The organism is Bacillus sp. JAS24-2 (assembly GCF_008274905.1).
GTDB classification, from domain to species: Bacteria; Bacillota; Bacilli; order Bacillales; family Bacillaceae_G; genus Bacillus_A; species Bacillus_A cereus.
On record NZ_CP031068.1, the window covers coordinates 2,031,905 to 2,058,792 of the forward strand.

The following is a 26,888-nucleotide window of genomic DNA, read 5'->3' on the forward strand; positions in this document are numbered from 1 at the left end:
CGGTTCTTTTTTTATTTATAGAATTTAGAAATTTCTTAATGTTATAATTGTAGTTGGTGATGAGAATGAACTTTGAAGAAAAAGAGATGCGTCGTTTAGAAGCATTAAAAGAAATTGCTGAATTATTAAATGAAGCAACAAACTTACAGGATATGTTAGAAAAAGTGTTGCATACATTGTTACAAGTAATGAATTTACAAACAGGGTGGATATTCTTTATTGATGAAAGTGGAAAGCACAGTATGCTTGTAGACGAAAATTTACCAGAGGCTCTTACGTGGCAAAAGAAGAAGCCGATGTGTGAAGGAAACTGTTGGTGTGTAGAACGTTTTGTAAATGGGAGATTGGAAAAAGCGACTAATATTATTGAATGTAAGCGAATAGAAGATGCAATTGAATGTAATTGGGGAGAGACAGAAGATGTTACACATCATGCGACAATTCCGCTTAGGTCTGGATCAGAAAAATTTGGTCTACTAAATGTGGCTGCACCTCATAAGACTCATTTTTCTGAGGAAGAGTTAGCATTATTAGAATCAATTGCATTTCAAATTGGAACGACAATACAACGTATTCAATTAGTTGAGAAAGAACGTAAATATGTAGTGGTAGCGGAAAGAAATCGACTTGCACGTGATTTACATGATTCAGTAAAACAATTGTTATTTTCTATTATGCTAACAGCGAAAGGTACTCTGAATATGACGCAAGATAGAGAATTGCAAGAGATGTTAAGTTATATTGGGGAATTATCACAAGAAGCATTACAAGAGATGACGCTATTAATTTGGCAATTAAGACCTGAAGGATTGGAGAAAGGATTAGCAGAAGCAATTCAAAATTACGGGAAGTTATTAGGAGTTCAAGTGGAAGTTCGAATTGATGGGATGGTTTCAATGGGGGATGAAATAGAAGAAGTTTTATGGCGTATTAGCCAAGAGGCGCTACATAATTGTAAAAAGCATGCTTCGTGTGAAAAGGTACATATTCTTTTGAAAATAGAAAATAACCAGTTACATTTTTACATAGAAGACAATGGAATAGGATTTATACAAGAACAAGTAAGGGAATCAGCACTTGGCCTGAAAAGTATGAAGGAACGTATTCAGTTAATGAAGGGATCGTTTCAAATTATAACAGAGCTGAAAAAGGGTACAAAAATAGAAATTCAATTGCCGATTTGAAGGGGAGAATAAGGTTGAAGATTAAACTGCTACTAGTTGAGGATCATCATATCGTTCGAAGAGGACTTGTATTCTTTTTGAAAACGAGAGAAGAATTTGAAATTATTGGGGAAGCGGAAAATGGCGAAGAGGCATTACATTTCGTGCAAAAAGAAAGACCAGATGTCGTACTAATGGATGTATCGATGCCGAAAATGGATGGAATTGAGGCAACAAAACGTCTAAAGCAATATGATGAGACAATAAAGGTACTTATATTAAGTAGTTTTTCAGAGCAAGATTATGTTATACCAGCACTTGAAGCTGGAGCAGATGGTTATCAATTAAAAGAAGTACAACCTGAGCAACTTGTCGCTTCTATTATTGCAGTACATCAAGGAAATGCGAATTTTCACCCGAAAGTAACACCTGCATTAATGGGGCGTTCTGCAGTAAAGAAGGAAGTAGAAAATCCTTTTTCAATGTTAACGAAAAGAGAGCAAGAGGTACTTCGCGAAATTGCGAAAGGAAGAAGCAACAAGGAGATTGCAGCAGAACTTCATATTACAGAACAAACTGTGAAAACACACGTTTCAAACGTTTTAGCTAAATTGGAAGTGGATGATCGTACGCAAGCCGCATTATACGCAGTGAAACATGGAGAGAATTATTCATAAGCATGAATAATTCTGTTATATCGTATGACAGAATACATAGGAGCAATTAAAAATTATAGTAATCCCTAATATAGGTTTTTCTTCTTTCGATAATTAGGTACAATAAAGTGAAACTCTAATCAGTGGAGGACCATCCCCACTGATGATTAGTTCAACTAATCGGTTTTTACAGGATAAAGCTACGATGGAAGGGGAGGATATGCTATGCCTGGTACAAGAAGTGGGATTGGAAAGATTCAGGCTTCGTTAAATGGTTTATCACCGAAATTGCGAAGTATTGCCGAACATATTTTGAAACATCCACAAGATGTTGTACATAAATCTATTACAGAATTAGCTGAAGTTACGAATAGTTCCGAAGCTACGATATTCCGCTTATGTAAAAACCTTGGTTTGCAAGGTTTTCAAGATTTAAAGATTACATTAGCTCGTGAAATTGTACATACACCGATGCAAAATATCCATGAAGAGGTATCAGCAGAAGATAGTATGGTAACTGTTGCTAAAAAAGTTTTTCATTCGCATATTACAGGACTGCAAGATACTTTACATTTGCTTAATGAAACGGCACTTGAGCAGGCTGTACGAGCCTTACAAGAAGCAAGTCGAATTGAGTTTTATGGAAATGGTGGCTCTGGTATTATTGCAATGGATGCGTATCATAAGTTTATGAGAACGGGTATTTCTTGTATCGCTCATACTGATTCGCATTTTCAAATTATGGGGGCAGGTTTACTCTCGGAAAATTCAGTTGTTATTGGTATTTCTCATTCTGGTAGCAATAAAGGATTACTTGAAGCGTTAGAAGTAGCGAAAGCAAGAGGAGCCAAAATTATTGCGATTACGAGCTATAAGAAATCAGCATTAAGTCAACTTGCTGATATAACGTTATATACATCAACACGTGAGACTGAATTCCGCACAGAAGCAAGTTCATCACGATTAGCACAGTTAAGCTTATTAGATACTTTGTATGTAGGGTTGTCGTTGCAGCGACAAGAGGAAACTCTAAAAAATTTACAAAGTATACGTGAAACGATTTCGATGAAGCGAATATAAAAAAAGCTCTTCAAATGAAGAGCCTTCAGACTGTAGACAAACTATTTTTGGAGAGTTCAAATGCTAAAAATAGTTTGTTTCTTATTTTAGGGATAATTTATCCAATGGAATTTATATGTAGTGCTTTCTATACTATAATTTACTATAAGTGAGGAAGGTGTCTTATGAAAATATCTGTTTATGTTGCAAGTGCATTTAGCAAGGATCATAAAGGCGGAAATAAAGCAGGAGTGGTATTTATTGAGAATACATTGACCACTACTCAAAAAATGGAAATAGCCAAACAACTGGGCTATGCGGAAACCGCATTTATATCAGAATCTGAAATTGCTGATTATAAATTTGAGTATTTTACACCAAAAGAAGAAGTTGATTTATGTGGTCATGCCACAATTGGCTCTTTCGCGATACTGATGCATTTAAATAAACTTTTCAGGAATCGCTATACGATTGAAACGAACAGCGGTGTTCTTACTATTACTATAAAAGATGACATCATATTCATGGAACAAAATAAACCAATATTCTATGATGTTGTATCTCCAAACGAGTTCATCGACTGTTTTGATAGTAAAGATATAGAAAATAAATACCCAATTCAAATTGTCTCCACGGGCTTAAAAGATATTTTAATTCCTATAAAAAGCGAAACACAATTACATGCACTGCAACCTAATTTTGAAAAAATTAAAGAAATCAGCAAGTATCATAATGTTGTCGGGATGCATCTATATACTTTTAATGACAATCGAATTATATGCAGAAATTTTGCTCCGCTATACGACATCAATGAAGAAGCAGCGACTGGAACTTCGAACGGTGCATTAGCTTGCTACCTTTATGAACAGGACTACTTGAAAAAAGAAGTCTATGTATTTGAACAAGGTTATTCTTTACACTCGCCTTCTGAAATATTAGTTAAATTAGCAACCAATAGCAAAAATAAAATAGAAAAAGTTTATGTTGGTGGCAAAGGATATTACTGTGAAACTAAGTGTTTACATGTAGAAAATATTGAGTGAAGAGCTTTTTTATCGGTGAGAAGTTTGTTAATTTATTTTGTTTTAGAAATATGTGACTTACTTATAGTCAATGATAAACTCTCATTTTTAAAAATTTAAAATAAAGACCGATTTGTGTAATAATTCAAATATTGTTCATAATTTCACAAGTTGTTTATGAAGTGTCATGTTATGATGAAGATGTAATGATGATTGAACACTTAAATTTGGTAGAATAACTAGCCAAAGTAGTGAAGAAAGTAGTTGTGAGATAAACTCATTAAAATGCTAAAACACTAAAGGGGAGATCACATATGAAAGCAGTAGTGGTTAATAAAAACAGCAAAGCAAACATCGAAGTGATTGACAAAGAATTACGTCCGTTACACTCAGGTGAAGCGTTAGTAGATGTAGAGTATTGTGGAGTTTGCCACACTGATTTACACGTTGCGAATCATGATTTTGGTAACACTGATGGCCGTATTCTTGGTCATGAGGGTGTAGGTATTGTTACGAAAATAGCTGATGATGTTACTTCACTAAAGATAGGTGACCGTGTAAGTATTGCATGGATGTTCCAATCTTGTGGACGTTGTGAATATTGCGTAACTGGTAGAGAAACATTTTGCCGTGAAGTTAAAAACGCTGGTTATTCAGTGGATGGTGGTATGGCTGAACAATGTATCGTTACAGCTGATTATGCGGTAAAAGTACCAGAAGGATTAGATCCTGCTCAAGCATCATCAATTACTTGTGCTGGTGTAACTACATATAAAGCTATTAAAGTATCAGATATTAAACCTAGTCAACCTATTGTAATCTATGGCTGCGGTGGATTAGGTAACTTAGCTATCCAATATGCTAAAAATGTATTTGGTGCAAAGGTAATCGCAGTAGATATTAATGACGACAAATTAGCCTTAGCGAAAGAAGTTGGTGCTGATATGACTATCAATCCAATTTCTCAAGGTCCTGCTGATAAAATTGTGCAAGAGGAGTTTGGTGGCGCTTATGCTGCGGTAGTAACAGCAGTCTCTAAAGTAGCCTTTAACTCAGCAGTTGATGCAGTACGTGCTTGCGGTAAAGTAGTTGCAGTAGGGCTACCAGTAGAAACAATGGACTTAAACATCCCACGACTTGTACTGGATGGAATTGAAGTAGTTGGTTCTCTAGTTGGTACTCGTAAAGATTTGGAAGAGGCGTTTATGTTCGGGGCAGAAGGAAAAGTAGTGCCAGTTGTTCAAATTTGTTCTCTAGATAAAGTACAAAATGTATTCGAAGAAATGGAACAAGGTAGAATTCAAGGGCGTATGGTAATTGATTTTAAAAAACATAATTGTGATTGCAAATAATTCACTTTAAATATAAAAAGCATGAGTCTAGCAAATACATGTAAAAAAGTTAGACAGCATAAGAAGATGATCCCTGTATTTAATAGGAATCATCTTCTTTATTTTCTATAATATCAATGCCAATTAATACTTGATTAATGAGAAATGATTAAAGGTTTACTTTATTTGCAAACGAAAAGGAATCTTTATGTTTAACGAATTTTTTATGATCTGGAACGTTTTGAATTGCTACAATTTGCGAATCTCTTGCTTTCAGTGCATCTTGAATCCCGATGGTCATAAGCTTAATAAATAGAATCGTAATAAAGAATGAAGCGAGAGTATAAAAAATAATCCACCATGAAAGATTCATTTCATTACGATTTAATCCAATAAGACCTGCCCAATCATTAGATAGAGAAACAGGTTTGAGCACTCCGTCATAGAGTTCACGCATTTGTATGCCGCCAATTACAATGTTAAGCAACGCTAAATGGATAACGAGTATGAGTGTTTGGACGATATGTTCCATAAATAATACAAATAAGCGGTCAAGTAATAAGACTCGTAAGTGTTTTTTTATAATATGAAAACGACTAGCCCCCAGTAATTGTGAACTTAAGATGTAATCTTGTTTCATAAATTCATCAACTTCTGAGGATATGTATAAAGAAAGTGTAGGCAGAGCGACGAAAATAAGTACGAGTACTTGATAAAACGTAAATGAAATATTTGGATCTACCCCATCAGCATTTGATGTGATTATAATATTAACGGGCGTGATGAGTATGAATGCGATAAATAGAGTTGGAATATAATAAAAAACTTCTGAGCATGACTGGAAAAACCTCTTGAGTTTTGGAGCAAATAAACTTAAGAGGATTCCTATACATGTTCCGCATAAAATTCGAAAGAAGCTAATTGCCATGGCCAATAAAATAGTGAATTTTGCTCCTTCTACAATTTGTAAGAAAACAGACTCTCCAAAACGATCAGATCCAAAAGGTGGAATTAACGATGGCGGAAAGGGGGCCTTTCCAAGTAATTCGTTATTGTCATTGTAAAGTAACTGAGGAGGTTTTGGGATGTTATCTTTAAAGAACCAACTATAAATAAAACTAGCTGAAATAAGTATGAATAGATAAGTAAAGCCGATTAAAAAGCGTTTTGATTTCCAAATAGATTTCATAATGATACTCCTTTCAATTGCTTTTTCCATCTATTCATCATGAATGAGACTATTTGGAAAATGGCGTAAAATGGTAAAACAATCATAACAAGTGTGATAAATGCAGCTGGAGGTGAAACAAACGCCTTATTAAATAAAAATTGAATAATGCCTTCCATATTAAAAACAAATTCTAAAATGAATAAATTAGAAAGTAAGAAAACAAAAATCGTTTTTAAATGGTGGAAGAAGTGGATAGATATATTTTTGAATAAATGAATGCATAGTATATAACTTGATGAAAGGCCTTTTCCATATGCAACCTCTACGTAATGTTTTCCTTGCTCTTCTTTTATGTATAACACCATCATCCGAAACATTTGTAATGTAGGTAAGACAGCTAATGATAAAATAGGGAGTAAATAAGCTCGATTTTCATTAAAAGAAATAATAGTGACAGGAGATTCCCCAAATTTCTGAAGTACCCATATGAAAAATATTTGCAAACAAATCATCATCATCATATCAGGGACAGCTTCTAATATGAACACAACTCGGTTTATCCATTTTTTTATATAATCTTTTGCTAAAAAATAAAAAAATGCCATGCTAGATGATAAAAAGAGAGCAAGAAAAAAGGCTAAAAATAATATAGTAAATGAATATAGGTAAGGTTCTAAAACAGTTGGAAATAATGGTGTTTTTTTGAAATGGCCAAGCTTCGGGTCTGATCCTATAATCACTAATGATTCAGGGGAAAAAACCTGTTTTAACATAGTAACGGTCTGATTAAAAAAATAAATTGGTTGAAAGGTAAATCCTTGTTGAGTGATAAATAAATAAGGTAAATTTAATAATAGTAAGAGTGATAAAAGAATTGATGAAAGCTTAATTGTGAATTGAGATATTTTATTTAACATTAAATCCCTCCGACATCTTTTTACAACATTATACAATAAATTTCGTGTTATTGTTTTTATTTTTCTGAAAAATAAAAATACTTTTCGGTTTTATAGTATGCAAGATATATTTACAAGATAAAAAAGTGATAATAGGGGGCCACGCTCTATGTTTATCAAGATAAAAGACTAGTGAACCTAAAACAATAAATAAGAGCAAAATGCACAGAATTCTCATTCTGCGGTTAGTTACTTTTCTTGGCTTGATGGTGATGTTACGTGACCGCTAAAAATGAATATTGCTTTTCAACTCTTTCTTCAAGCAAATAAGTAGAACGTATGGAGGACTATGTATGTGTTGTTAATGAGAGGAAAGAGTGTATTGCGTAACGAATATAACGTAATTTTACCCCATGGAAAAGCTAAATGTAGTATATAAGTGAAATGGAATGAGGGGATTTATTTTTTGATATGAAAAAAATTTTCTTTTTATAACTTGATAAACGAAAAAATATTTTATATACTAATTCATGTAAACGGTTTACTAAATCGTATTTTGCTAGAAATGAAGGGAAGATTCGCATGGAAACAAGGGGGAGAGTAATCGGGATTGATATCGGTACCACAAGTACAAAAACGGTTGTGTTCACAGAAAAAGGAAAAGTCATTGCATCACATGCAATCGATTACCCAATTATTCAACCGAATGTAGGATGGGCTGAGCAAGATCCTGATGTAATATGTGCCGCTGTATACAAAAGTGTAAGCGTTGCCATTGAAAAAGGTAATGTATTACCAGAAGATATTTCTTCAATCGGTATTAGTACAGCTATGCACGCATTAATTGCAGTAGATGAAAATGGTGCGCCATTAACGCGTTCTATCATTTGGGCAGATAATCGAAGTACGAAGCAATCAGAAAAATTATTACAACAAATGAATGGGCATGAAATTTATAGACGTACAGGTACACCGATTCATCCGATGTCACCACTTTCTAAATTGTTATGGATGAAAGAAGAGGAACCAGAGTTATATACAAGTGCCTATAAATTCATTTCCATTAAAGAGTATGTGATTTACCAATTATTTTCACGCTACGTAGTTGATTATTCGATTGCTTCTGCTACGGGGTTATTTAATTTAGAAACATTAAACTGGGATAAAGATGTTTTAACTATGTTACATATGTCACCAGAAAAATTATCAACCCCTGTACCAACTACATATATTTTATCAGGTATGAAGCCAGAATTAGCACAGAAGATGGGGATAAGTGCAGAAACACCAATTGTCATCGGAGCAAGTGATGGGGTTCTTGCAAATGTAGGAGTTGGTGCGATATCACCGGGTGCGGCTGCAATTACGATTGGAACGAGTGGTGCGGTTCGAACAATCTCATCAAATATAAATACAGATGAGAAAGGGAGAACGTTTTGTTACGCATTAACAGATGAGCACTGGGTAATCGGTGGTCCAACGAATAACGGCGGAATATTACTGAGATGGTTACGTGATGAATTTGGTAGTCCAGAGCAAGAAGTAGCAAGAAAGCTCGGCATTGATCCTTATGATTTATTAATTAAATATGCAGAAAGCGTACCAGCTGGAGCGGATGGGCTATTGTTCTTACCTTTCTTATCTGGAGAACGCGCACCTTACTGGAATGCAAATGCTCGTGGTACATTCTTTGGAATCAATCTTCAGCATAAGCGAGAACATTTTATACGTGCAGTGATGGAAGGTGTTTGTATGAGTGTATATTCAGTAGCACTCGCAATCAGGGATTGTACAGGGCCACTTACTGAAATACGAGTTTCAGGAGGGTTTGCAAAATCTGCATTTTGGAGACAAATGTTGTCCGATATGATGGGAAAAGAATTGCTTGTACCTGAAAGTCATGAAGCATCTGCGCTTGGGGCAGCGGCAGTTGCTTTGTATGCTGTAGGAAAAATTGATTCTCTTGAAGAGGTAAAGGATTGGATTGATATTGTCCATCATCATGTACCGAATAAAGAAAATACGGCTATATATTTAGAAATGTTTTATATGTATGAACGACTTTACAATCGCTTGAAAGAAGAATTTGATTGTATAGCTGCTTTCCAACGTAAAAAATAGGGGGATTGGGAGAAATGGTAGTTGGGATCGTACTAGCGGCAGTTGTCATACTACTTTTACTTATTACGGTAGTAAAATGGCATCCATTTGTCGCATTAATTTTAACAGCAATTGGTGTAGGATTAGCAATGGGAATGCCTTTAATTGGAACTTCACCAAAAGATCCAGGAATTATTGATTCTATTAAACTAGGACTTGGTAATACGTTAGGATTTTTAGCAATAGTTTTAGCACTAGGAACGATGCTTGGAAAAATGATGGCCGAATCTGGTGGTGCTGAACGTATCGCTAACACATTAATTAATCGTTTTGGGAAGAAACGAGTTCACTGGGCGATGATGTTCGTTGCATTTTTAGTAGGGATTCCGGTATTTTTCCAAGTTGGATTTGTACTATTAATTCCGTTAGTATTTACAATTGCATTAGAAACAGGGGTATCACTTATTACAATCGGTATCCCGCTAGTAGCAGGACTATCCGTTGTGCACGGACTAGTGCCGCCGCATCCAGCGGCAATGGCGGCAGTTGGTATTTTTAAAGCAGATGTAGGGAAGACAATTTTATATGCATTAATTGTCGGACTTCCAACTGCTATTATTTCAGGTCCACTTTACGGGAAATGGATTGGTGCTCGTATACATAAGGAAGTACCATTAGATATAGCGGAGCAATTTATTGAAAAAGATAATAAAAAAGAGCTTCCAAGCTTTGGGAATACATTGTTTACAATTTTACTTCCAGTATTTCTTATGCTTGGTGCATCAATAGCAGAAGTTGCATTAAATAAAACGAGTCAACTAGCACAAGTATTACACTTTATTGGAGATCCGATTGTGGCTTTATTAATTGCAACCATTTACTCTTTCTTTAGTCTTGGATATGCAAAAGGTTTCTCAAAAGATAAAGTGTTACAATTTACAAATGATTGCCTTGGACCTATTGCAAACATATTGTTAGTGATTGGTGCAGGCGGAGCATTTAATAAAGTATTATTAGATTCTGGAATTGGAACGACAATTGCAGATATGGCGAAAGAATCACATATTTCACCGATATTATTAGGGTGGGGAATTGCGGCACTTATTCGAATTGCAACTGGATCGGCAACTGTTTCTATGATGACAGCAGCTGGTATTGTTGCGCCGATTGCAGCAAGCACACCAGGTGTAAATGTTGAATTATTAGCACTTGCAACTGGTGCAGGGTCATTAATTTTATCACACGTGAATGATTCAGGATTTTGGATGATTAAAGAGTATTTCGGAATGACTGTGAAAGAAACATTATTAACATGGACTGCAATGGAGACTATATTATCTGTAGTAGCACTTGGGCTAATTTCGATATTAAATATATTTGTATAGAATAGGAGATTGATTAATATGAAACTAGGTTTAATTGGATTAGGAAAAATGGGATTCCCATTAGCTGAACACTTATATGAAGACAAGCATGAAGTAGTTGTATACGATGTAAATAAAGAGCTTGTTGAAAAGGCAGGAAAACTAGGAATTACTGCACGTCATACATTAAAAGAAATGATCGCTGAACTAGAAGCTCCTCGTACAATTTGGGTAATGGTGCCTGCAGGAGAAGTTGTAGAGTCAGTACTAAAAGATGTTTATCCGTTATTAGATGAAGGTGATATCGTTATTGAAGGCGGAAATTCATTCTATAAAGATACGTTACGCCGTGCTGAAGAAGCAAAAAGCTTCGGATTACATTATGTAGATATCGGTACATCAGGCGGTGTAGAAGGAGCTAGATACGGTGCTTGCTTAATGGTTGGTGGAGAAAAAGAAATTTACGACCAATTAGAACCTTTATTTAAAGATTTAGCAGTAGAAAATGGCTATTCTTATGCTGGCCGTGTTGGTAGTGGTCATTTCTTAAAAATGGTTCATAACGGTATTGAGTACGGCATGATGCAAGCAATCGCTGAAGGATTTGAAGTACTAGATAAGAGTGACTTTGATTTCAATTATGAAGATGTTGCAAAAGTATGGGCGAACGGATCAGTTATCCGTGGTTGGTTAATGGACTTAACTGAAAAAGCATTTGCAGAAGATCCGAAACTAGATGGCATTAAAGGTGTAATGAACTCTTCAGGAGAAGGAAAATGGACTGTTGAAACTGCACTTGAACTTCAAGCTGCAGCACCAGTAATCGCTATGTCATTATTTATGCGCTATCGTTCTCAGGAAGATGATACATTCCATGGAAAAGTAGTTTCAGCACTACGTAATCAGTTCGGTGGACATGAAGTTGTGAAAAAATAAGGATGTTTTTGAAAAGAAACTTGTGCATAAGCGCAAGTTTCTTTTTTATAGTTTAAGAAACTACTAATTTAAAAATACCAATCAATCATTGTTTTTTTGTCACAAATGACAATAACCTCCTCTTAGACTTTGAAATGTACGGATTCCCGCATTATGTTTTTTTGTATTGATTGTATCAAATATAAAGCGCTGCATGAAATATATCTCAACATAAAAGTAAGAATAAATAAAATGAAGTTTTCATAAATAGTAAAAGGGTGCTTATGTCATCAGTATAGCTAAGAAATGTTGTTACATATGAGAAGAGCGTGTTAATAAAATATGAGGTGGTTAAATGGGAAATGAGCAAGTGAAGTCTGTAAAGGAAGAAAAAAAGTTATGTCTTTGTATGATCGTCAAAAATGAGTCTAGAATTATGGAAAGATGTTTAAATGCAACAAAATCAATTGTAGACTTTGTTTCTATTTGTGATACTGGATCGACGGATAATACGCCTGAAATTATTGAAAATTGGTGTAAGGAAAATGAGATACCTGGGACGGTTCATCATGAGCCGTTTAAAAACTTTGGTTATAACAGAAGCTTAGCTGTTTCGTTAGCGCAAAAAACATACCCAGAAGCAGATTATTTGTTAATATTAGATGCGGATATGATTTTAGAGGTTGATCCGAATTTCGATAAAACGAGCTTAACGGAAGATCATTATCTTACATTACAATATGATGTTCATATTAAATATTGGCTTACACGTCTTTTAAAAGCTTCTTTACCATGGAAATCTGTCGGTGTTACTCATGAGTATTGGGATATAGATCGTTCAAAAGTTGGAGCGAATTACAATACGAGGGTAGCTCGGTTAGAGACTCTTGTCGTGAATGATCCCGGAGATGGCGGGAGCAAAGCTGATAAATTTGAAAGAGATGAGAGGTTGTTGTTACAGGGAATAAACGACCCAGAAACAACGCCAGATTTGCATATAAGATATTTATTTTATTTAGCTCAGACTTATTTTCATTTAAGTCAATTTGAGAATTCAATTAAATGGTATAAAAAACGAGTGGAAGCAGGAGGATGGGTTGAAGAGGTATTCTATTCGTTATTGCGAATAGGATTTTGTTATGAGCAGTTAGCAAATCGTTCAGCAAATAAACAAAATGAAGTGACAGATGCTGATGAAAAAGAAACTGTTAAAGGGCAAGAAGAGCAATATTTAGCATTAGCTGTTTTTTATTTTCAAAAAGCTTGGGAATATAGACCAACCCGGGCTGAACCATTATACCAACTTGCAAGGTTGTATCGATTACGATCTCAAAACAATATTGCTTTGATGTATGCTCTGCAAGGGAAGGAAATTCCTTTTCCAAAGGATGATCTACTATTTGTAGATTATCATGTGTATGATTACTTATTTGACTATGAAATTTCTATTAGTGCTTTCTATATACCTCATAAAAAACATTTAGGGGCGGTGTCGCAAAAGTATTTGGAATCGATAAAAGAAAAGATTCCATTTCATATAGCAAATATAGTAGAGAATAATGCGAAATTTTATTAAATACATTTTCGATTAAAGGAGTAGTGGAGTAATCATGGAATTAATGCGATGGGCGATTGAACTAGGAGAATCGGTGCATGGAAATACGTATGAAGAATTGATGCCACTACTAGACTATTATTATGATCGTGATCATTTAAAAGCGTATTGTATCGCAAATCTTCTTTTAAACATGGATGTATTAGATGAGGACCGGGAAAGAATCGAATTAAGAAGATGCATCGCTGCTTATTATGCTGGATTATATAAAGTAGCAAGAAAACATGCAAATGAGTTGGTACTTAAACATCCAGATGTAGATTTATATAAAAATAATTTAAGATTAATGGAAGTTTATTTGAATAAAGAATATGATTATTGTCTTTTTATATGCCCAAAGACATACGGTAGTTTCATAGATGTTGCGCGAGCTTTAAAGTGGCGGTTGGAGCAGGAGGGAAATACAGTAATTATATCAGAAACAATACTGGAAAATGCAAAGAATACAGTTGTTTTTGGAGCACATACATACGCATATAACCCGAATCTTCTTCCGAAAGATGCAATTATTTATAATTTAGAACAGCTATACGAAGGAAGTCCATATGCGCATCCCCTTTATTTAATATTATTAAAAGATAGAGTGATTTGGGATTATAGTAAACAAAATATAGAATGGCTTCAACAAAAAGGGGTAGGAAAAGAAATAAAGCATGTAGAAATGAACTATGCTCCAACTTTGGAAATAAAAAAAGATGCGTTTGAAGATGAGATTATTGAAGATATTGATATTCTGTTTATAGGTGCTCTTAATCCGAGGCGACAAGCTATTTTTGATCATCTAAAAGCGATTGCCCCGAATTTAAATATAGTTTTTAAAAATAATGCGTGGGGAATTGTTAGAAATGAATTGATTGCTAGAGCTAAAATTATATTAAATATTCATTTTTACTTATCAGGAATTCTTGAAACACCTCGCGTGTCTTATGCAGTCGCGAATAAGAAATTTATTATTTCCGAAAATAGTAATCCAGAAGATGAGGTAGAGTGGCCAGGAATTGTATTTACTCCGTACGAAAAAATAATTGAAAACGTAATGAAATATATAGAATTACCAGAAGAACGGAAAAGATTAGCGGAAAAGGCATATAATCATTTTGAAGCAAATGAAAGTTTAGGTACATTGAGCATGAGAGATGAAACAAAGTAATTGTACGAAACTCATACGAAAGTATGAGTTCTTTTTTGTTTATCATACTATTTTATGAAACAAGTTAACTCTTTATATTGTATTTTGTATAGAAATTTCTGATAATATATAAGTAGAACTTGAAAACAAAGGGGAGAAATAATCATGAAACTAGTCGTTATTAACGGTACACCAAGAAAATTTGGTAGAACTCGCGTGGTGGCAAAATATATTGCGGATCAATTTGAAGGGGAATTATATGATTTAGCAATTGAGGAGTTACCTTTATACAATGGAGAAGAGTCGCAACGTGATTTAGAGGCAGTAAAAAAATTAAAAACGTTAGTGAAAGCTGCGGATGGGGTTGTATTATGTACACCAGAATATCATAATGCGATGAGCGGTGCGCTGAAAAACTCTTTAGATTACTTAAGTAGTAGTGAATTTATTCATAAACCAGTTGCATTGTTAGCGGTTGCTGGTGGCGGTAAAGGTGGAATAAATGCATTAAACAGCATGCGAACGGTCGCTAGAGGTGTTTATGCAAATGCAATTCCAAAACAAGTTGTGCTTGATGGATTACATGTGCAAGATGGTGAACTTGGGGAAGATGCAAAACCATTAATTCATGATGTAGTTAAAGAATTAAAAACATATATGAGCGTATATAAAGAGGTGAAAAAACAACTAGGAGTGGAGTGATATGTCCTCACTTTATCATGATTCTCGTTTGTATTACATTCTAGGAGCCAATAGTCTATCTGCTATTGGTTCCGGAATTGTTATGATAACGATTCCTTGGCTGTTAATTAAAGAGAGTGGAGGAGAGACAACATTTGGTTATGTTTCTATCATTGCAACCCTCATTATGTTTTTATTAACACCATTCATTGGGCAAAGTATTGATCGTTTTTCAAGAAAATCTTTATTGCTATGTAACGAAGGAATCGGAATAGCCGTAATCGGAATAATGGTTATATGGGGATTTGCTGGGCAACCTTATCATTCTATTCACTATATTCTTATTTATATAGCCGGATCATTCTACTATTTATTATTTTATCCTACAATATTTGCGTTCAACCAAGAGATATTTCAAGCAGAACATTATAAAAGTTTAAGTGGAACGATGGAAATACAAGGACAGTTAACACAAGTTATTTCTGGAGCGGCCGCGAGCTTCTTAATTGAAATTGTATCTTTGAAGTGGATTTTGTTAGTAGACATGTTAACTTTTGCTGGAGCATTTTTTCTTTTCTTATGTATACCGTACGTAAAGAAAAAAGAAGTGAAAAGAAAAATAACATTTAAGAAGCAATTGTTTGAAGGAATTCACTTTATGAAAAAACGTCCTAAGCTCTTTTGGTTCTTACTGGCCACTTATATGCCGTTTATAGGTGTTATGATGGCAAATTATTTAATACCAGTTTATATTTCGGATATACTTAAAGCCAATGCCTCTGTATACGCAATAGAGGGGATGATGTACGGTGTTGGAGCGGTTGTTGCAGGAATCTGTATTCCACTCATAATGAAATATGTAAAAACAGAAGTTTCAATCGTTATGACGATGTTCATTTATGTAATTTCAATTACCGCAATGATTATTGAACCTTCCGTAATTTTCTTATATGGACTTGCAATTTTTCAAGCAGTTGGAAATGCGGGTACAAGAGTGGCGAGAAATGTATTGATGATGGAGGAAATTCCAAACGAAGTAATGGGACGTGTAGACAGCTTATTTCGCCTAATTGGTACTGGAATACGAATTGTATTATTAATGCTGTTTACAGCGGGTGTATCTAAAGCCGGAGTAATGCTTCCGTTTTACGTATTAAGCTGCATATTGATCTTCTCATTAGGAATCGCTATTTATTATGTACTATCACAACGTAAAGTAGCGGCGAATGTTTCTAATAAATCAATCGTTTAAAAAAACACTTCTGCCTCCCTTTCTTTTTCTATATAATAAAAAGAAAGGGAGTGCAAACTTATTTATGAACAAATGGATCTTTCTTATCATTTTATTATTACCGCCACTATACATCATTTATATGACGTTTCGAATGAACAAAGTTGCTCGTGAAAAGTTGAGCTATCACTCTCCGTACGTTCTTATACTGGGTGCAAAGTTATTTGGAGATAGACCGTCTTTATCTCTTCAAAATCGTTTGGATGTAGCGTTGGAATATTTATTTTCCCATCCTGAAGCGAAAGTAATTGTTTCAGGTGGTCAAGGAGAAGATGAAGATATACCGGAAGCTCACAGCATGAGAAACTATTTAATGGTACACGGTATAGATGAGAGTCGTATTTTAATAGAAGATCAATCTACAAATACGTATGAAAACTTAAAGTTTAGTATGGATTTATATAATGTGAAACATGCGGTAGTTGTAAGTAATACGTATCATTTATATCGAACGAAAATAATTGCAAAGCGTTTAGGCATGAAGATGGAGGCACTAGCTGCTGAAACACCAATTCGTTCTAAGAGAAAAATGTATGTTCGCGAATATGCTGCTATTATGAAAACAATATTGTTCGACCGTTAGAGCTCAAATGTGAGCTCTTTTTTAATTTAAAAGCGTATCATTTGAAATGAATGCCATATTCCATCAAAATAAAGGAAACAACAGTAAAGGAGTTGTATTTGTGATTCAATTTAATCATGTGTCAAAATCGTATGAAGATGGCACGAAAGCAGTGGATTCATTGCATTTAGAAATTAAAAAGGGAGAATTTTTTGTTCTCATCGGTCCGAGTGGTTGCGGGAAAACAACGACAATGAAGATGATTAATCGTTTAATCGAAACGACTGAAGGATCGATTTTAATCGATGGAAAAGATATTCAACAATATAATATAAACGAATTACGTTGGGATATAGGATACGTGTTGCAACAGATTGCTTTGTTTCCTCATATGACAATTGCTGAAAATATTGCAGTTGTTCCTGAAATGAGGCAATGGAGCAAAAAAGAAATTAAAGCACGCGTCGATGACTTGTTACATATGGTTGGATTAGATCCGGATATTTATCGAAATCGTATGCCTGATGAATTGTCAGGAGGACAAAAACAACGTGTCGGTGTCGTGCGAGCATTAGCTGCAAACCCGAAAATCGTTCTTATGGATGAACCATTTAGTGCGTTAGATCCATTAAGTAGGGAACAGCTTCAGAAGGATATTGTACAGTTGCAAAAAAAGATTCAAAAAACAATCGTATTCGTAACACATGATATGCAAGAAGCATTATCACTTGGAGATCGCATTTGTATTATGAAAGAAGGAAAAGTTGTTCAACTAGATACACCAGAAGGAATTATACATAATCCGAAAAATGAATTTGTAGAGGAATTCATTGGAAATCGTGGGCGAACTTGGTATCAGGGGAAAAGTATAGCAGATGTATTGCCACTTGATCAAAGTGTGCAATTAGAAGGGCAGGCGCTATCATTACATTCTTCTTTACAAGAAGCGTTAGTTCGTGTGCGTGATGAGGAGGTCGTTCCAGTTGAAAAAAACGGTCAATATATTGGAGCGTTAACAAGTCGTCACATTGTCAATTACATTGTTGAACAAATGAAGGAAAGAGGCTAAACAGTGACTAATTTTATACAAACGTTCCAAGAACGAAAAATAGAATTACTAACTGCATTAAGTGAGCATTTACAAATATCACTTATTTCATTATTTTTTGCAGTAATTATAGCGGTGCCACTTGGCATCTTATTAACAAGAAAAGAACGAATGGCTGAATTTATAATAGGAACTTCTGCAGTAATGCAGACAGTGCCATCACTTGCATTACTCGGACTATTAATTCCATTAGTAGGAATCGGAAAACTTCCAGCGATTATCGCATTAGTTGTGTATGCACTATTACCTATTTTACGAAATACATATACAGGAATAAGGGAATTAGATGAATCTTTAATAGAAGCCGCGAAAGCTATGGGGATGAATAGTTGGAGAAGATTGTGGAAGGTAGAACTTCCTCTTGCATTGCCTATCATTATGACTGGTATTCGTACAGCGATGGTATTAATTGTTGGAACGGCTACATTAGCAGCTCTCATTGGTGCAGGTGGGCTCGGTAAGCTTATACTATTAGGTATAGATCGAAATGATCATGCGCTTATCATTTTAGGGGCCGTACCAGCCGCGTTACTCGCTTTATTCTTTGATATAGTACTTCGCATACTTGAACGACCGAAACGCTCTTCTAAGCGTGTTATATTGACGATATGTATTGTTTGTATAATGATTGCTTCTCCATTTCTTTGGAGTACAGAAAAGAAAGATATTGTTATTGCGGGCAAACTTGGATCAGAACCTGAAATTTTAATTCAAATGTATAAGCAGCTTATTGAACAAGATACAGATTTACACGTACAATTAAAACCAGGTCTTGGGAAAACAGCATTTGTATTTGAAGCGTTGAAATCAGGAGAAGTAGATATATACCCAGAATTTTCAGGAACAGCTTTATCTACTTTCGTGAAAGAAGAACCAAAGAGTACAAATCGTGATGAAGTATATGAGCAGGCTCGCATTGGAATGGAAAAGAAATATAATATGATTATGTTGAAGCCAATGGAGTATAACAATACATATGCACTAGCTATGCCGAAAAAAATAGCAGATCAAAAGAATATAAATACAATTTCTGATTTAGGGAATGTTGCGCAGGAAGCCAAAGTAGGATTTACATTGGAATTTGCTGATCGTGAAGATGGTTATAAAGGAATGCAAAAATTATATAACTATAAGTTCTCGAATGTTAAAACGATGGAGCCGAAGCTGCGTTATAGCGCAATTGAATCTGGAGATGTTAACGTAATTGATGCATATTCAACAGATAGTGAATTGGAGCAATACGGACTGAAAGTGCTAAAAGATGATAAAGGGTTATTCCCACCTTATCAAGGAGCACCATTATTAAGAAAAGAAACGTTACAGAAATATCCTGAACTTGAAAAGGTATTAAATAAATTATCTGGAAAGATTACAGATGAAGAAATGCGAAAAATGAATTATGAAGTTAACGTAAATGGTAAAAGTAGTGAAGAAGTCGCAAAACAATTTTTACAAAAAGAGAAGTTACTTCGTTAAATTTACAAGAAATATACAAATTTATATGTTTGAAATGGCCGTTCATTACAAAATGAGCGGTTTTTTTGTGCATACTTATACATTTTTTCAAAAAAGTATTCCATTTTTGCTCATTTTCTTTTAGAATAAGTAATGTTTTCCTGAAAAAATATAAGAGAAACGTCTATTAGAGAAAAAGGTGACTTTAATAGTTGAACGAACATAACACCTAGAATGACAGATGGGGTGGTACAAATAGAAAAGAAGTTAGGATTTTTTCCATTAATCGCATTAGTAGTTGGAACAATGGTTGGTGGCGGTGTTTTTAGTTTACCGCATGATTTAGCAGTAGGAGCAAACAGTGGTGCAATAATAATTGGCTGGTGTATTACAGCGATGGGAATGATTCCACTTGCGCTCGTATATCAAACGTTAGCAAGACAAAAACCGGAACTTGAAGGTGGAATTTATAGTTATGCACGTGCTGGTTTCGGTGAATATATTGGATTTAATAGTGCTTGGGGATATTGGCTAGCAGGAATCTTAGGTAATGTCGCAACAATTATGTTACTGTTTAGTACATTAGGTTATTTCTTTCCAATTTTCAAAGGAGGAAATAATGTTGCGTCTATCGTTGGGGCATCACTTTTATTATGGACACTTCATTTTTTAATTTTATTTGGAATTCGTGAAGCTTCTATTATGAATGTGATCGCAACAATAGGGAAGTTAGTTCCAATCGTTTTATTTATTGTTGTAATGGTAACAGCCTTTCGCTGGGACACATTTACACATGATTTTTGGGGAGAAGGAACGATCTCACTTTCCGCTATACTTGGTCAAGTGAAAAATACAATGCTTGTAACACTTTGGGTTTTCATTGGAGTTGAAGGAGCAGTTGTATTATCTGGAAGAGCGAAGAATAGTCGAGATGTTGGAAAGGCAACAGTATTGGGACTTATTTTAGTAATGTCCATTTATATTTTAATTTCTGTCCTGTCAATGGGAGCTATGACAAGAGGCGAACTTTCTGTGTTAGAAACCCCTTCAATGGGGCATGTATTAGAGCACGTTGTTGGTCCATGGGGTGCAGTTGCGATTAACATCGGATTAGTTGCTTCACTTGTCGGTACATTAATTGGTTGGTTTTTACTTGTTTCTGAAATTTCTCATGTGGCAGGAAAAGATGGCGTATTTCCGAAAGTCTTTACGAAAACAAATAAAAAGCAAACACCGCACATGGCATTATGGATTTCAAATGGTGTTGCCCAAACTATATTTATCATCGTTTTGTTTTCGGAATCAACATATCAAATTATGTATTTCATTGCCTCAACATCAATTTTATTACCATATTTATTATCAGCGTTATTCCAATTTAAATTAGTCATTACAAACGAGCTAAAAGACGCTAAATTAAAAAACGGAGCGTTAGCTTTAATTGCTTCTATTTACTCTGTATGGCTTCTTTATGCAGCTGGTTTAAAGAATTTACTACTCGTTTCAATTGTGTATGGAATTGGAATTATTGTTTACACATTTGCAAGAAAAGAACAAGGGAACCGTTGCTTTGTAGGTGCAGAGAAGTATGTGATGTGGGCAATTATTGTTGCGGCTATCACATCCATATATATGTTATTAACTGGAAATATAAAAATGTAAAAAGTCCTTTTCATTTAAAGGGCTTTTTTCTTTGTTTAGAGAATATTTACTACATAAGATATTCAGGAGGGATGAGAATGGAAGAAAAAGAACAGTTGTCTAGAATAATTGATTTAGCTAGTGAGTTAAGGAAAGTATTAGTGCAAGAATCTTTTTTTAATCATCATCCTGAACTAAGAGGAGTCATTGAAAATTTAGCAAGTTCTGTTGAAAATTTGGCGGAATTACAAATAAGTAAAGATGAAAACGCTGAAGATCGATTACGTTACGTACTTGCGAAAATGAAAATTGCTCATAATGCAATTTTACAGGAGAAAAAAGCATTTCCTTCTCATTAATATAAGTTTTTATTTTGAACCTGGCGGATAACGTCAGGTTTTTTATTTCTAGTTTTTCGTTTCTTTCATACACTAAGAATAGTATGAAAAAAGAAGGTGACTAAGGTGAAATTACATAAAGCTCTTCAGCCAAGTTTTATAAAACGAATGTACTATATGAGATTTTTAGGGAAATTTACAAAAGCTGAGAAAGAGAAGAGTGGAGAGAATTTCTTTGTACAATGCTTATCGCCAATACCATTCACTTTACAGGAACAATTTACAAATGAACCATATGTATTTGAAGGGTTATGTAGCAATAAAAAGAATGAAAAAATCTTTTCGGAATTAAAGAAGAGGAAATTAGAAAAGCAACTAGTAATGTTTCGTCTTTATTATGAAAGAGGAAATGTATACGTGGAGTTAATATGTACAGAAGAACCGAAAGAAATAGCAAGCAGCTATAAAATGATTCCGGCACCTAAAGTTACAAATAATAAAAAAAGAGAATCTTTAGAACGAAAACTTAGCAACGGTTATTTATCATTTCTTATGCCAAAATTTCCGAAAGACTTTGAGCCTCCCGAATTATTGTGGCACGATGGAAGACTTTACGGAAACATATCCCTAAAGTCATCAATTAGCTCAATCGCCTATTTTGAACAGAAACGTGAGTGTAAATATATAAACTGCAGTGACTGGACGAAGTATGTAGAAATAGCGGTAGAAGATCAATTATATTTTGTAAGTGATTATGTGTATGAGCAATTAAAAAAACGAATGCATGAAGAAGGTAAGCTAGTTGAAGTAGAGGATATAAAAGTACAAAAAGATGAATGGGAATGGGATGAGCGTGAATCGTCTTTTTTACAGTATGTACAAAGTATGGTGCATAATAAAGGGTTATATTTGGATGAAACGGATATTTATAATTTCCATATAAGTGTAAAAACAAATATGTTAACGATTCTTGGTGGTATACCGGGCGTTGGGAAATCACGGTTTGTGCAAACTTATGCAGAAGCATTAGGGTTACAGTATGGGGAAGAGTTGGTTTGGATTCCGATTTCGCCATCGTATCAAGAACCACATGATTTACTTGGTTACCTTCATCCAAATGGTACTTTTATTGAAAGTGAAACGAAGTTAGTTAGGACGTTAATGAAGGCGAAAGAAAATCCAAATCAACTGTATATAATCGTTTTTGATGAAATGAACATGTCTCATATTGAGCATTGGTTTACTCCGTTTCTATCTGTTCTTGAACTTGAAACAAAAAATCGTATTTTAAACTTGTATGAGGGTGTACAGGATATAGAGAATTCAATTCCATCAACAATTGAAATTGGAGAAAATATTATATTTGTAGGTACTGTGAATTTTGATGAAACAACAAAAGAGCTCTCTGATCGATTATTAGATCGAACGAACCTAATAACGTTACAGAAAATTCCGTTTTGTGAGATGGACATGGAACAGGGGAAAGTCGTATTACATCCACCTTTGAAAGTAACAGCGGGAGAATTTCGGATAAATTGGATGAGAAATAAAGCGATGATTGAAGTGTTTTCTGAAGAAGAATTAGAGCTATTAGATAAGTTGCATGTCGTATTGTCATCACATGACGCGTCTAAGGGAATTTCTTTCCGATGTGCAAATGCAATTGCGACTTATTTGCAAAACATACCGTTCCAAAATAATCATACCTATATGATCAGTAGAGAAGAGGGGTTTGATTTACAAATAAAGCAGCGTGTATTGACGAAAATCAGAGGGACCGAAATGATGGTTGGGCCTTTACTTTCTGAAGAAGCAAAAAGGGGAGCGACCTTAGTACCTCTTTTGCAATCTGCACTTGCAAACAGAGTATCTACATTTGAACACTCTTTAGCATATATACGAGAAAAACGTAGAGAACTGGAGCTGTATGGATATGCAAAATGAAGGGCGTTACGAAACAAAAATCGTTGATACGAATGAAACGCTCCCTTTTGTATTAAAGTTAATCATTGGAAATGAGGGGAAAGGAGATTATATTTTATTAAATCGTCTTTGTACATCTACTACAGCATTAGTTCAATGTATTTATAAAGTACAAGAATTAAAACCAATAAGATTGCAGTACAATTATGAAATTCCAATGAATATTACTTTTATATGGAATAAAGTATATGAGGGACAGAAAAATATAAAAGAGGCTCAATATGAAATAAATGAAAAAAAACAAAGAGTATTAATATATGAACATGGGAAAACAGAATTCTTTTATCCATGGCGCTGTGGTTTATACCATTTTGAAGTGCGTATAGAAGATACAACGTATTATGGCGCATTTCAAATCGTACCGAAAAACTTTTTTGATGATCAATTTGAAATGATTCAAGACTATGTGAAGTCAATTTTAAATGAGTTGATTTTGGATAGAGGTTACTATAAAAAGACCTTCTCTGCACTTAGCGATATTGAGGATTCTTCTTATTTAGTGTTACTTAGAAAGTTACCCCAAAAAATGAAAATGATAAAGCAAATCTTTAAGAAAATAGAATCAAGCTCAAAATTTATAAATGAATATAAATGGGAAGGAAAAGAGCGAAGGCCAACAAGAAAAGGAACTATAGTGGCAGAACGAAAACCTTATGCCAAACATTATAATCGTAAGTTTATGGAACAAAAAAATAGTAAGGAAAATGCATTTCTTAAATATAAAGCGATGCAATTTTATCATTATTTAATTGAAGCAAAAAGTTTTTTACGTCAAACAATTGAAATCTTAGAAAGAGAAAAAAAGAAAAAATCAGAAGAGTTTCAAGCCGTAAAAACGATTATACAAACAATTGAGCGTAATGGATCGGTAACTGATAGAGAGAAGCAAAAATATAAAAATATACATTTACTAAAAGAAGCCGATTTACGAAAGAGCTCAATGAAAATACAAGAATATAAAATATTGGCGCATATTGTGCGTGAAAATGTACAATACTTTCAAATGTTAATGCATTCTTCGTTTTGGAGGGAAGTTACTGAAACAAGTAACATGAACTTACATGATTTACCGATACCACATCAACAATTACTACATCATTTAGAAGTACTCCCGCAATATACGGATCAATCTCCATCGTTATTATTTGTTTATAAGCCAACGTTTTTAGTGTATGAATATTACGCTTTTTTTATCGTTATTTCAATTTTAGAGCAAATTGGTTTTGAAGCTAGAAACTCTATCCGTGAACAAATACAAGAACATTTTTATGTAGATGGATTACAAGATGGAACGACAGTAGTTTTAGAACGAGATGATATAAAGGTGCATGTTGCATTTAATGACTTAATTGAAACACATCCTCTTATTGCATTAAGTAAAGGTAGTAATTTTTACAATGGTGAGGATACGAAGAAGCCAGATATTCGCTTAGACTGTTATGTAAAAGAAGATGGGAAATACGTATATAAATCTTCTATTATTATTGAAGTGAAGTATAGTCCAATGTACAATATTTTTCAGCACGTCGGAAATACGAAAGCAACTGAGCAAATGTATAAGTACTGGTCTATAAAGTATGTAGAAGAACAGGATGGAAAGCGAGTCTATTATCGAAGGTCAATTTATGAAGTCATTTGTGTATATCCAGGAAGCCATATGCATAGTAAAAAAATTGAGTCTGGATGCGGTGTTTTCTTGCAGTTATATCCATATAAGACGAAACAAGGGGAAGAGAAATTAGCTGGAAAACATGGGATGGTACAAATTTTTGAAAAATGGTTAAAAAGCATTAAGAAGTAAAAGAAATCCTTTTTCATAAAGGATTTCTTTAGATTAAGAAGAATTATATGCTGAATGGAAAGAAACATAATGTAATTTAGATTTGAAAAGTGATACAAATGTGTTATTAAAAGGAATGTGAGCGCGGGATAAAAGTCGATTAAATTGGAATCTAATTCATTTTGCAGAATATAATAAGTCATAAATATTTTTAGTTGCATACGAAGATTTGTTCTTATATGATAGATAGTGAAAGCGTTATCAAAAACAGAGCGACGATGGGAAAGGCGGTTAAATATGTTCCAGCGTGTTCAAACAAAGGAAGAACATTTTGGGTTCGAGCAACTATGGGGAGATTTTTGTGAAGAAAGAAACTTAATGTTCGTAGAACGTAATTTAAATCCATCACGATTTTTATTAATAGAAGATGAACATCCTATTGGTACAGTGGAATGTATTAAGTATACGGTACCTGAACAATCAAATTCTGAGTTTTTCTATCCGTTTTCTAAAAATGATTTAGTAAAAGATTTGAAGAATGTATATGAAATAGGCAAGTTAAGTATTTCGAAAACGTCTCGTGGGAGAGGACATTTCAAAAGGCTAACAGCTATTTTATTTATACATGCGTTAGAAACAAAAGCTGAATGGTACATTGCAGCAGTAACAAAAAGAATGTATATGTATTTACTTACACTTGGTTTTCCAATTGAGCCAATAGATAATCCATTTCAGTTTCATGATACTTTACAAGGTGTACCAGTAAGAATTCATGCTCGAAAAGGGGTTACGCATTTGTATTCTTTAAAAGAATTTCGTGATGTGATTCAAGGGAATGCTCATGCACAGGCATTAATTGCAGAATACAGTAAAAATATTATGTTAACGAAATAAAGCGAAGTGAATATGTATAATAAAGAGAATAATATTTGTATAGGATATAACTCTTCATTAAAAAAGACCCTTATTATTTTAATAAGGGTCTAAAAATTATAATCCAAATATACTAAAAATCATTTTGCGGCGCTTCGGTTTCTTTTCTCGTTCATATGTTGGTTTTGAATCAGGAGTAATATAAATGGGTTCTTCTTTCGTTAGGGCAGCTTCTAACTTTTGAATTCGCTCTAACATTTCCTCCATTTCACGACGGTGTTGTAAAAGTTGGTACGTGACGACATCATTTGCCTTATCTTGCATTTGTTCTTCCATTCGATCAAGTCTTCTCGTAATAGTGTTTAATTGATCAGCTAATTGCTCAAAATCATTGGGTAATATGTTTTGAACAATTGTATTAACTTGAGTTTTTAATTCCTCAACTTCATTTGAGGAAGCCTTTTGAGTAGATTGAGAATTTTGAGATTGCTCTATTTGAAATCGATGGTGTTCTAACATTTGATCGACATCCTCTTGTGTGAAAATAAAGTGGCCATATTTGTTTTTCTCTATCGTAAGATTTAATTGTTGTGCGATCCGGACAACAGCCTTTGGGCTAACACCTAATTTCTTTGCGATAAATGGTGTTTTATATTCCAAAATAATCCCTCCTATATATATCCTGTTGAATGATTTCGAGCTATGAAGTAAGTTCCCTTCTAGTGCGACAAAAGAAGTGTGGAATCGGCAAAGAA

General features: G+C 34.2%; 23 protein-coding genes and 1 pseudogene. 20 read left to right on the forward strand and 4 right to left on the reverse strand.

The annotated features are described in order from the left end of the window. Positions 1–65 precede the first annotated feature (65 nt). From casK to adhP, 5 genes are all read left to right on the forward strand, one after another. Positions 66–1,184 (forward strand): two-component system sensor histidine kinase CasK, encoded by a 1,119-nt coding sequence (casK, locus tag DN407_RS10655; RefSeq protein ID WP_001008467.1) that lies wholly within the window; start codon positions 66–68, stop codon positions 1,182–1,184. 14 nt (positions 1,185–1,198) lie between these two features. Beyond that, entirely contained in the window at positions 1,199–1,840 is a 642-nt protein-coding gene (gene casR / locus DN407_RS10660) for a two-component system response regulator CasR (protein WP_000694629.1), read from the forward strand. Positions 1,841–2,044: 204 nt separating this feature from the next. Beyond that, positions 2,045–2,899, forward strand: coding sequence for a MurR/RpiR family transcriptional regulator (locus DN407_RS10665; RefSeq protein WP_001119646.1), 855 nt, complete (start codon positions 2,045–2,047; stop codon positions 2,897–2,899). Positions 2,900–3,063: 164 nt separating this feature from the next. Continuing rightward, complete coding sequence (locus DN407_RS10670; RefSeq protein WP_098283547.1) at positions 3,064–3,921, forward strand: PhzF family phenazine biosynthesis protein; 858 nt, start codon at positions 3,064–3,066, stop codon at positions 3,919–3,921. 293 nt (positions 3,922–4,214) lie between these two features. Continuing rightward, positions 4,215–5,252, forward strand: coding sequence for an alcohol dehydrogenase AdhP (adhP, locus tag DN407_RS10675; protein ID WP_149216233.1), 1,038 nt, complete (start codon positions 4,215–4,217; stop codon positions 5,250–5,252). 148 nt (positions 5,253–5,400) lie between these two features. Here the strand turns inward: adhP and DN407_RS10680 are convergent, their stop codons facing one another. Beyond that, complete coding sequence (locus DN407_RS10680; protein ID WP_000836565.1) at positions 5,401–6,420, reverse strand: ABC transporter permease; 1,020 nt, start codon at positions 6,418–6,420, stop codon at positions 5,401–5,403. Beyond that, positions 6,417–7,319 carry an ABC transporter permease subunit gene (locus DN407_RS10685; RefSeq protein WP_000932691.1) on the reverse strand — a complete coding sequence of 301 codons (903 nt, stop codon included), beginning with the start codon at positions 7,317–7,319 and terminating at the stop codon, positions 6,417–6,419. Before DN407_RS10685 ends, DN407_RS10680 begins: the two co-directional genes overlap by 4 nt. A gap of 561 nt (positions 7,320–7,880) precedes the next feature. On the opposite strand from DN407_RS10685, the gene gntK reads away from it, so the two are divergent. The 3 genes from gntK to gnd are packed head-to-tail and all read left to right on the forward strand — an operon-like array spanning position 7,881 to position 11,698. After that, positions 7,881–9,419 (forward strand): gluconokinase, encoded by a 1,539-nt coding sequence (gene gntK / locus DN407_RS10690; protein ID WP_000450004.1) that lies wholly within the window; start codon positions 7,881–7,883, stop codon positions 9,417–9,419. Between the two features lie 14 nt (positions 9,420–9,433). Next, on the forward strand, positions 9,434–10,783 hold the full coding sequence (locus DN407_RS10695) for a GntP family permease (RefSeq protein WP_000260202.1): 1,350 nt from the start codon (positions 9,434–9,436) through the stop codon (positions 10,781–10,783). Positions 10,784–10,801: 18 nt separating this feature from the next. After that, on the forward strand, positions 10,802–11,698 hold the full coding sequence (gene gnd, locus DN407_RS10700; RefSeq protein WP_000765995.1) for a phosphogluconate dehydrogenase (NAD(+)-dependent, decarboxylating): 897 nt from the start codon (positions 10,802–10,804) through the stop codon (positions 11,696–11,698). A gap of 111 nt (positions 11,699–11,809) precedes the next feature. Here gnd and DN407_RS10705 read toward each other — a convergent pair. Further along, positions 11,810–11,893, reverse strand: a pseudogene (locus DN407_RS10705) (DUF2711 domain-containing protein); the annotation flags it as partial. Positions 11,894–12,032: 139 nt separating this feature from the next. Here DN407_RS10705 and DN407_RS10710 point away from each other — a divergent pair. From DN407_RS10710 to DN407_RS10765, 12 genes are all read left to right on the forward strand, one after another. Next, positions 12,033–13,253 carry a glycosyltransferase gene (locus DN407_RS10710; RefSeq protein ID WP_000526219.1) on the forward strand — a complete coding sequence of 407 codons (1,221 nt, stop codon included), beginning with the start codon at positions 12,033–12,035 and terminating at the stop codon, positions 13,251–13,253. A 34-nt stretch (positions 13,254–13,287) separates the two neighbouring features. Beyond that, entirely contained in the window at positions 13,288–14,442 is a 1,155-nt protein-coding gene (locus tag DN407_RS10715; protein ID WP_000422325.1) for a CgeB family protein, read from the forward strand. 144 nt (positions 14,443–14,586) lie between these two features. Further along, positions 14,587–15,123 (forward strand): NADPH-dependent FMN reductase, encoded by a 537-nt coding sequence (locus tag DN407_RS10720; RefSeq protein WP_149216234.1) that lies wholly within the window; start codon positions 14,587–14,589, stop codon positions 15,121–15,123. Between the two features lies 1 nt (position 15,124). Beyond that, entirely contained in the window at positions 15,125–16,354 is a 1,230-nt protein-coding gene (locus DN407_RS10725; protein ID WP_000097161.1) for an MFS transporter, read from the forward strand. A 64-nt stretch (positions 16,355–16,418) separates the two neighbouring features. Further along, a complete protein-coding gene (locus DN407_RS10730; protein WP_001045713.1) occupies positions 16,419–16,976 on the forward strand; it encodes a YdcF family protein in 558 nt (185 codons plus the stop codon). A gap of 100 nt (positions 16,977–17,076) precedes the next feature. Beyond that, positions 17,077–18,024, forward strand: a complete 948-nt coding sequence (locus DN407_RS10735; protein WP_098207630.1) for an ABC transporter ATP-binding protein — start codon at positions 17,077–17,079, stop codon at positions 18,022–18,024. 3 nt (positions 18,025–18,027) lie between these two features. Further along, positions 18,028–19,539, forward strand: coding sequence for an ABC transporter permease/substrate-binding protein (locus DN407_RS10740; RefSeq protein ID WP_149216235.1), 1,512 nt, complete (start codon positions 18,028–18,030; stop codon positions 19,537–19,539). Positions 19,540–19,752: 213 nt separating this feature from the next. Next, entirely contained in the window at positions 19,753–21,180 is a 1,428-nt protein-coding gene (locus tag DN407_RS10745) for a basic amino acid/polyamine antiporter (RefSeq protein ID WP_000129448.1), read from the forward strand. 77 nt (positions 21,181–21,257) lie between these two features. Further along, the gene (locus DN407_RS10750; protein ID WP_000391445.1) at positions 21,258–21,518 is read left to right on the forward strand and encodes a hypothetical protein; all 261 of its coding nucleotides are present in this window, start codon (positions 21,258–21,260) and stop codon (positions 21,516–21,518) included. Between the two features lie 105 nt (positions 21,519–21,623). Continuing rightward, entirely contained in the window at positions 21,624–23,441 is a 1,818-nt protein-coding gene (locus DN407_RS10755) for an AAA family ATPase (RefSeq protein WP_000766197.1), read from the forward strand. After that, complete coding sequence (locus DN407_RS10760) at positions 23,431–25,281, forward strand: hypothetical protein (RefSeq protein WP_001178734.1); 1,851 nt, start codon at positions 23,431–23,433, stop codon at positions 25,279–25,281. Before DN407_RS10755 ends, DN407_RS10760 begins: the two co-directional genes overlap by 11 nt. Positions 25,282–25,557: 276 nt before the next feature. Next, positions 25,558–26,154, forward strand: a complete 597-nt coding sequence (locus DN407_RS10765) for a hypothetical protein (RefSeq protein WP_000487795.1) — start codon at positions 25,558–25,560, stop codon at positions 26,152–26,154. A gap of 96 nt (positions 26,155–26,250) precedes the next feature. Here the strand turns inward: DN407_RS10765 and racA are convergent, their stop codons facing one another. Beyond that, on the reverse strand, positions 26,251–26,793 hold the full coding sequence (gene racA / locus DN407_RS10770; RefSeq protein WP_000456021.1) for a chromosome-anchoring protein RacA: 543 nt from the start codon (positions 26,791–26,793) through the stop codon (positions 26,251–26,253). Between the last annotated feature and the right edge of the window lie 95 nt (positions 26,794–26,888).

Excerpts from the sequence above, each read along its gene's own strand:
- casK (WP_001008467.1), top strand. The coding sequence starts at position 66 with ATGAACTTTGAAGAAAAAGAGATGCGTCGTTTAGAAGCATTAAAAGAA.
- DN407_RS10665 (WP_001119646.1), top strand. The coding sequence starts at position 2,045 with ATGCCTGGTACAAGAAGTGGGATTGGAAAGATTCAGGCTTCGTTAAAT.
- DN407_RS10670 (WP_098283547.1), top strand. The coding sequence starts at position 3,064 with ATGAAAATATCTGTTTATGTTGCAAGTGCATTTAGCAAGGATCATAAA.
- adhP (WP_149216233.1), top strand. The coding sequence starts at position 4,215 with ATGAAAGCAGTAGTGGTTAATAAAAACAGCAAAGCAAACATCGAAGTG.
- DN407_RS10680 (WP_000836565.1), bottom strand. The coding sequence starts at position 6,420 with ATGAAATCTATTTGGAAATCAAAACGCTTTTTAATCGGCTTTACTTAT.
- DN407_RS10685 (WP_000932691.1), bottom strand. The coding sequence starts at position 7,319 with ATGTTAAATAAAATATCTCAATTCACAATTAAGCTTTCATCAATTCTT.
- gntK (WP_000450004.1), top strand. The coding sequence starts at position 7,881 with ATGGAAACAAGGGGGAGAGTAATCGGGATTGATATCGGTACCACAAGT.
- DN407_RS10695 (WP_000260202.1), top strand. The coding sequence starts at position 9,434 with ATGGTAGTTGGGATCGTACTAGCGGCAGTTGTCATACTACTTTTACTT.
- gnd (WP_000765995.1), top strand. The coding sequence starts at position 10,802 with ATGAAACTAGGTTTAATTGGATTAGGAAAAATGGGATTCCCATTAGCT.
- DN407_RS10710 (WP_000526219.1), top strand. The coding sequence starts at position 12,033 with ATGGGAAATGAGCAAGTGAAGTCTGTAAAGGAAGAAAAAAAGTTATGT.
- DN407_RS10715 (WP_000422325.1), top strand. The coding sequence starts at position 13,288 with ATGGAATTAATGCGATGGGCGATTGAACTAGGAGAATCGGTGCATGGA.
- DN407_RS10720 (WP_149216234.1), top strand. The coding sequence starts at position 14,587 with ATGAAACTAGTCGTTATTAACGGTACACCAAGAAAATTTGGTAGAACT.
- DN407_RS10725 (WP_000097161.1), top strand. The coding sequence starts at position 15,125 with ATGTCCTCACTTTATCATGATTCTCGTTTGTATTACATTCTAGGAGCC.
- DN407_RS10730 (WP_001045713.1), top strand. The coding sequence starts at position 16,419 with ATGAACAAATGGATCTTTCTTATCATTTTATTATTACCGCCACTATAC.
- DN407_RS10745 (WP_000129448.1), top strand. The coding sequence starts at position 19,753 with ATGACAGATGGGGTGGTACAAATAGAAAAGAAGTTAGGATTTTTTCCA.
- DN407_RS10750 (WP_000391445.1), top strand. The coding sequence starts at position 21,258 with ATGGAAGAAAAAGAACAGTTGTCTAGAATAATTGATTTAGCTAGTGAG.
- DN407_RS10760 (WP_001178734.1), top strand. The coding sequence starts at position 23,431 with ATGCAAAATGAAGGGCGTTACGAAACAAAAATCGTTGATACGAATGAA.
- DN407_RS10765 (WP_000487795.1), top strand. The coding sequence starts at position 25,558 with ATGTTCCAGCGTGTTCAAACAAAGGAAGAACATTTTGGGTTCGAGCAA.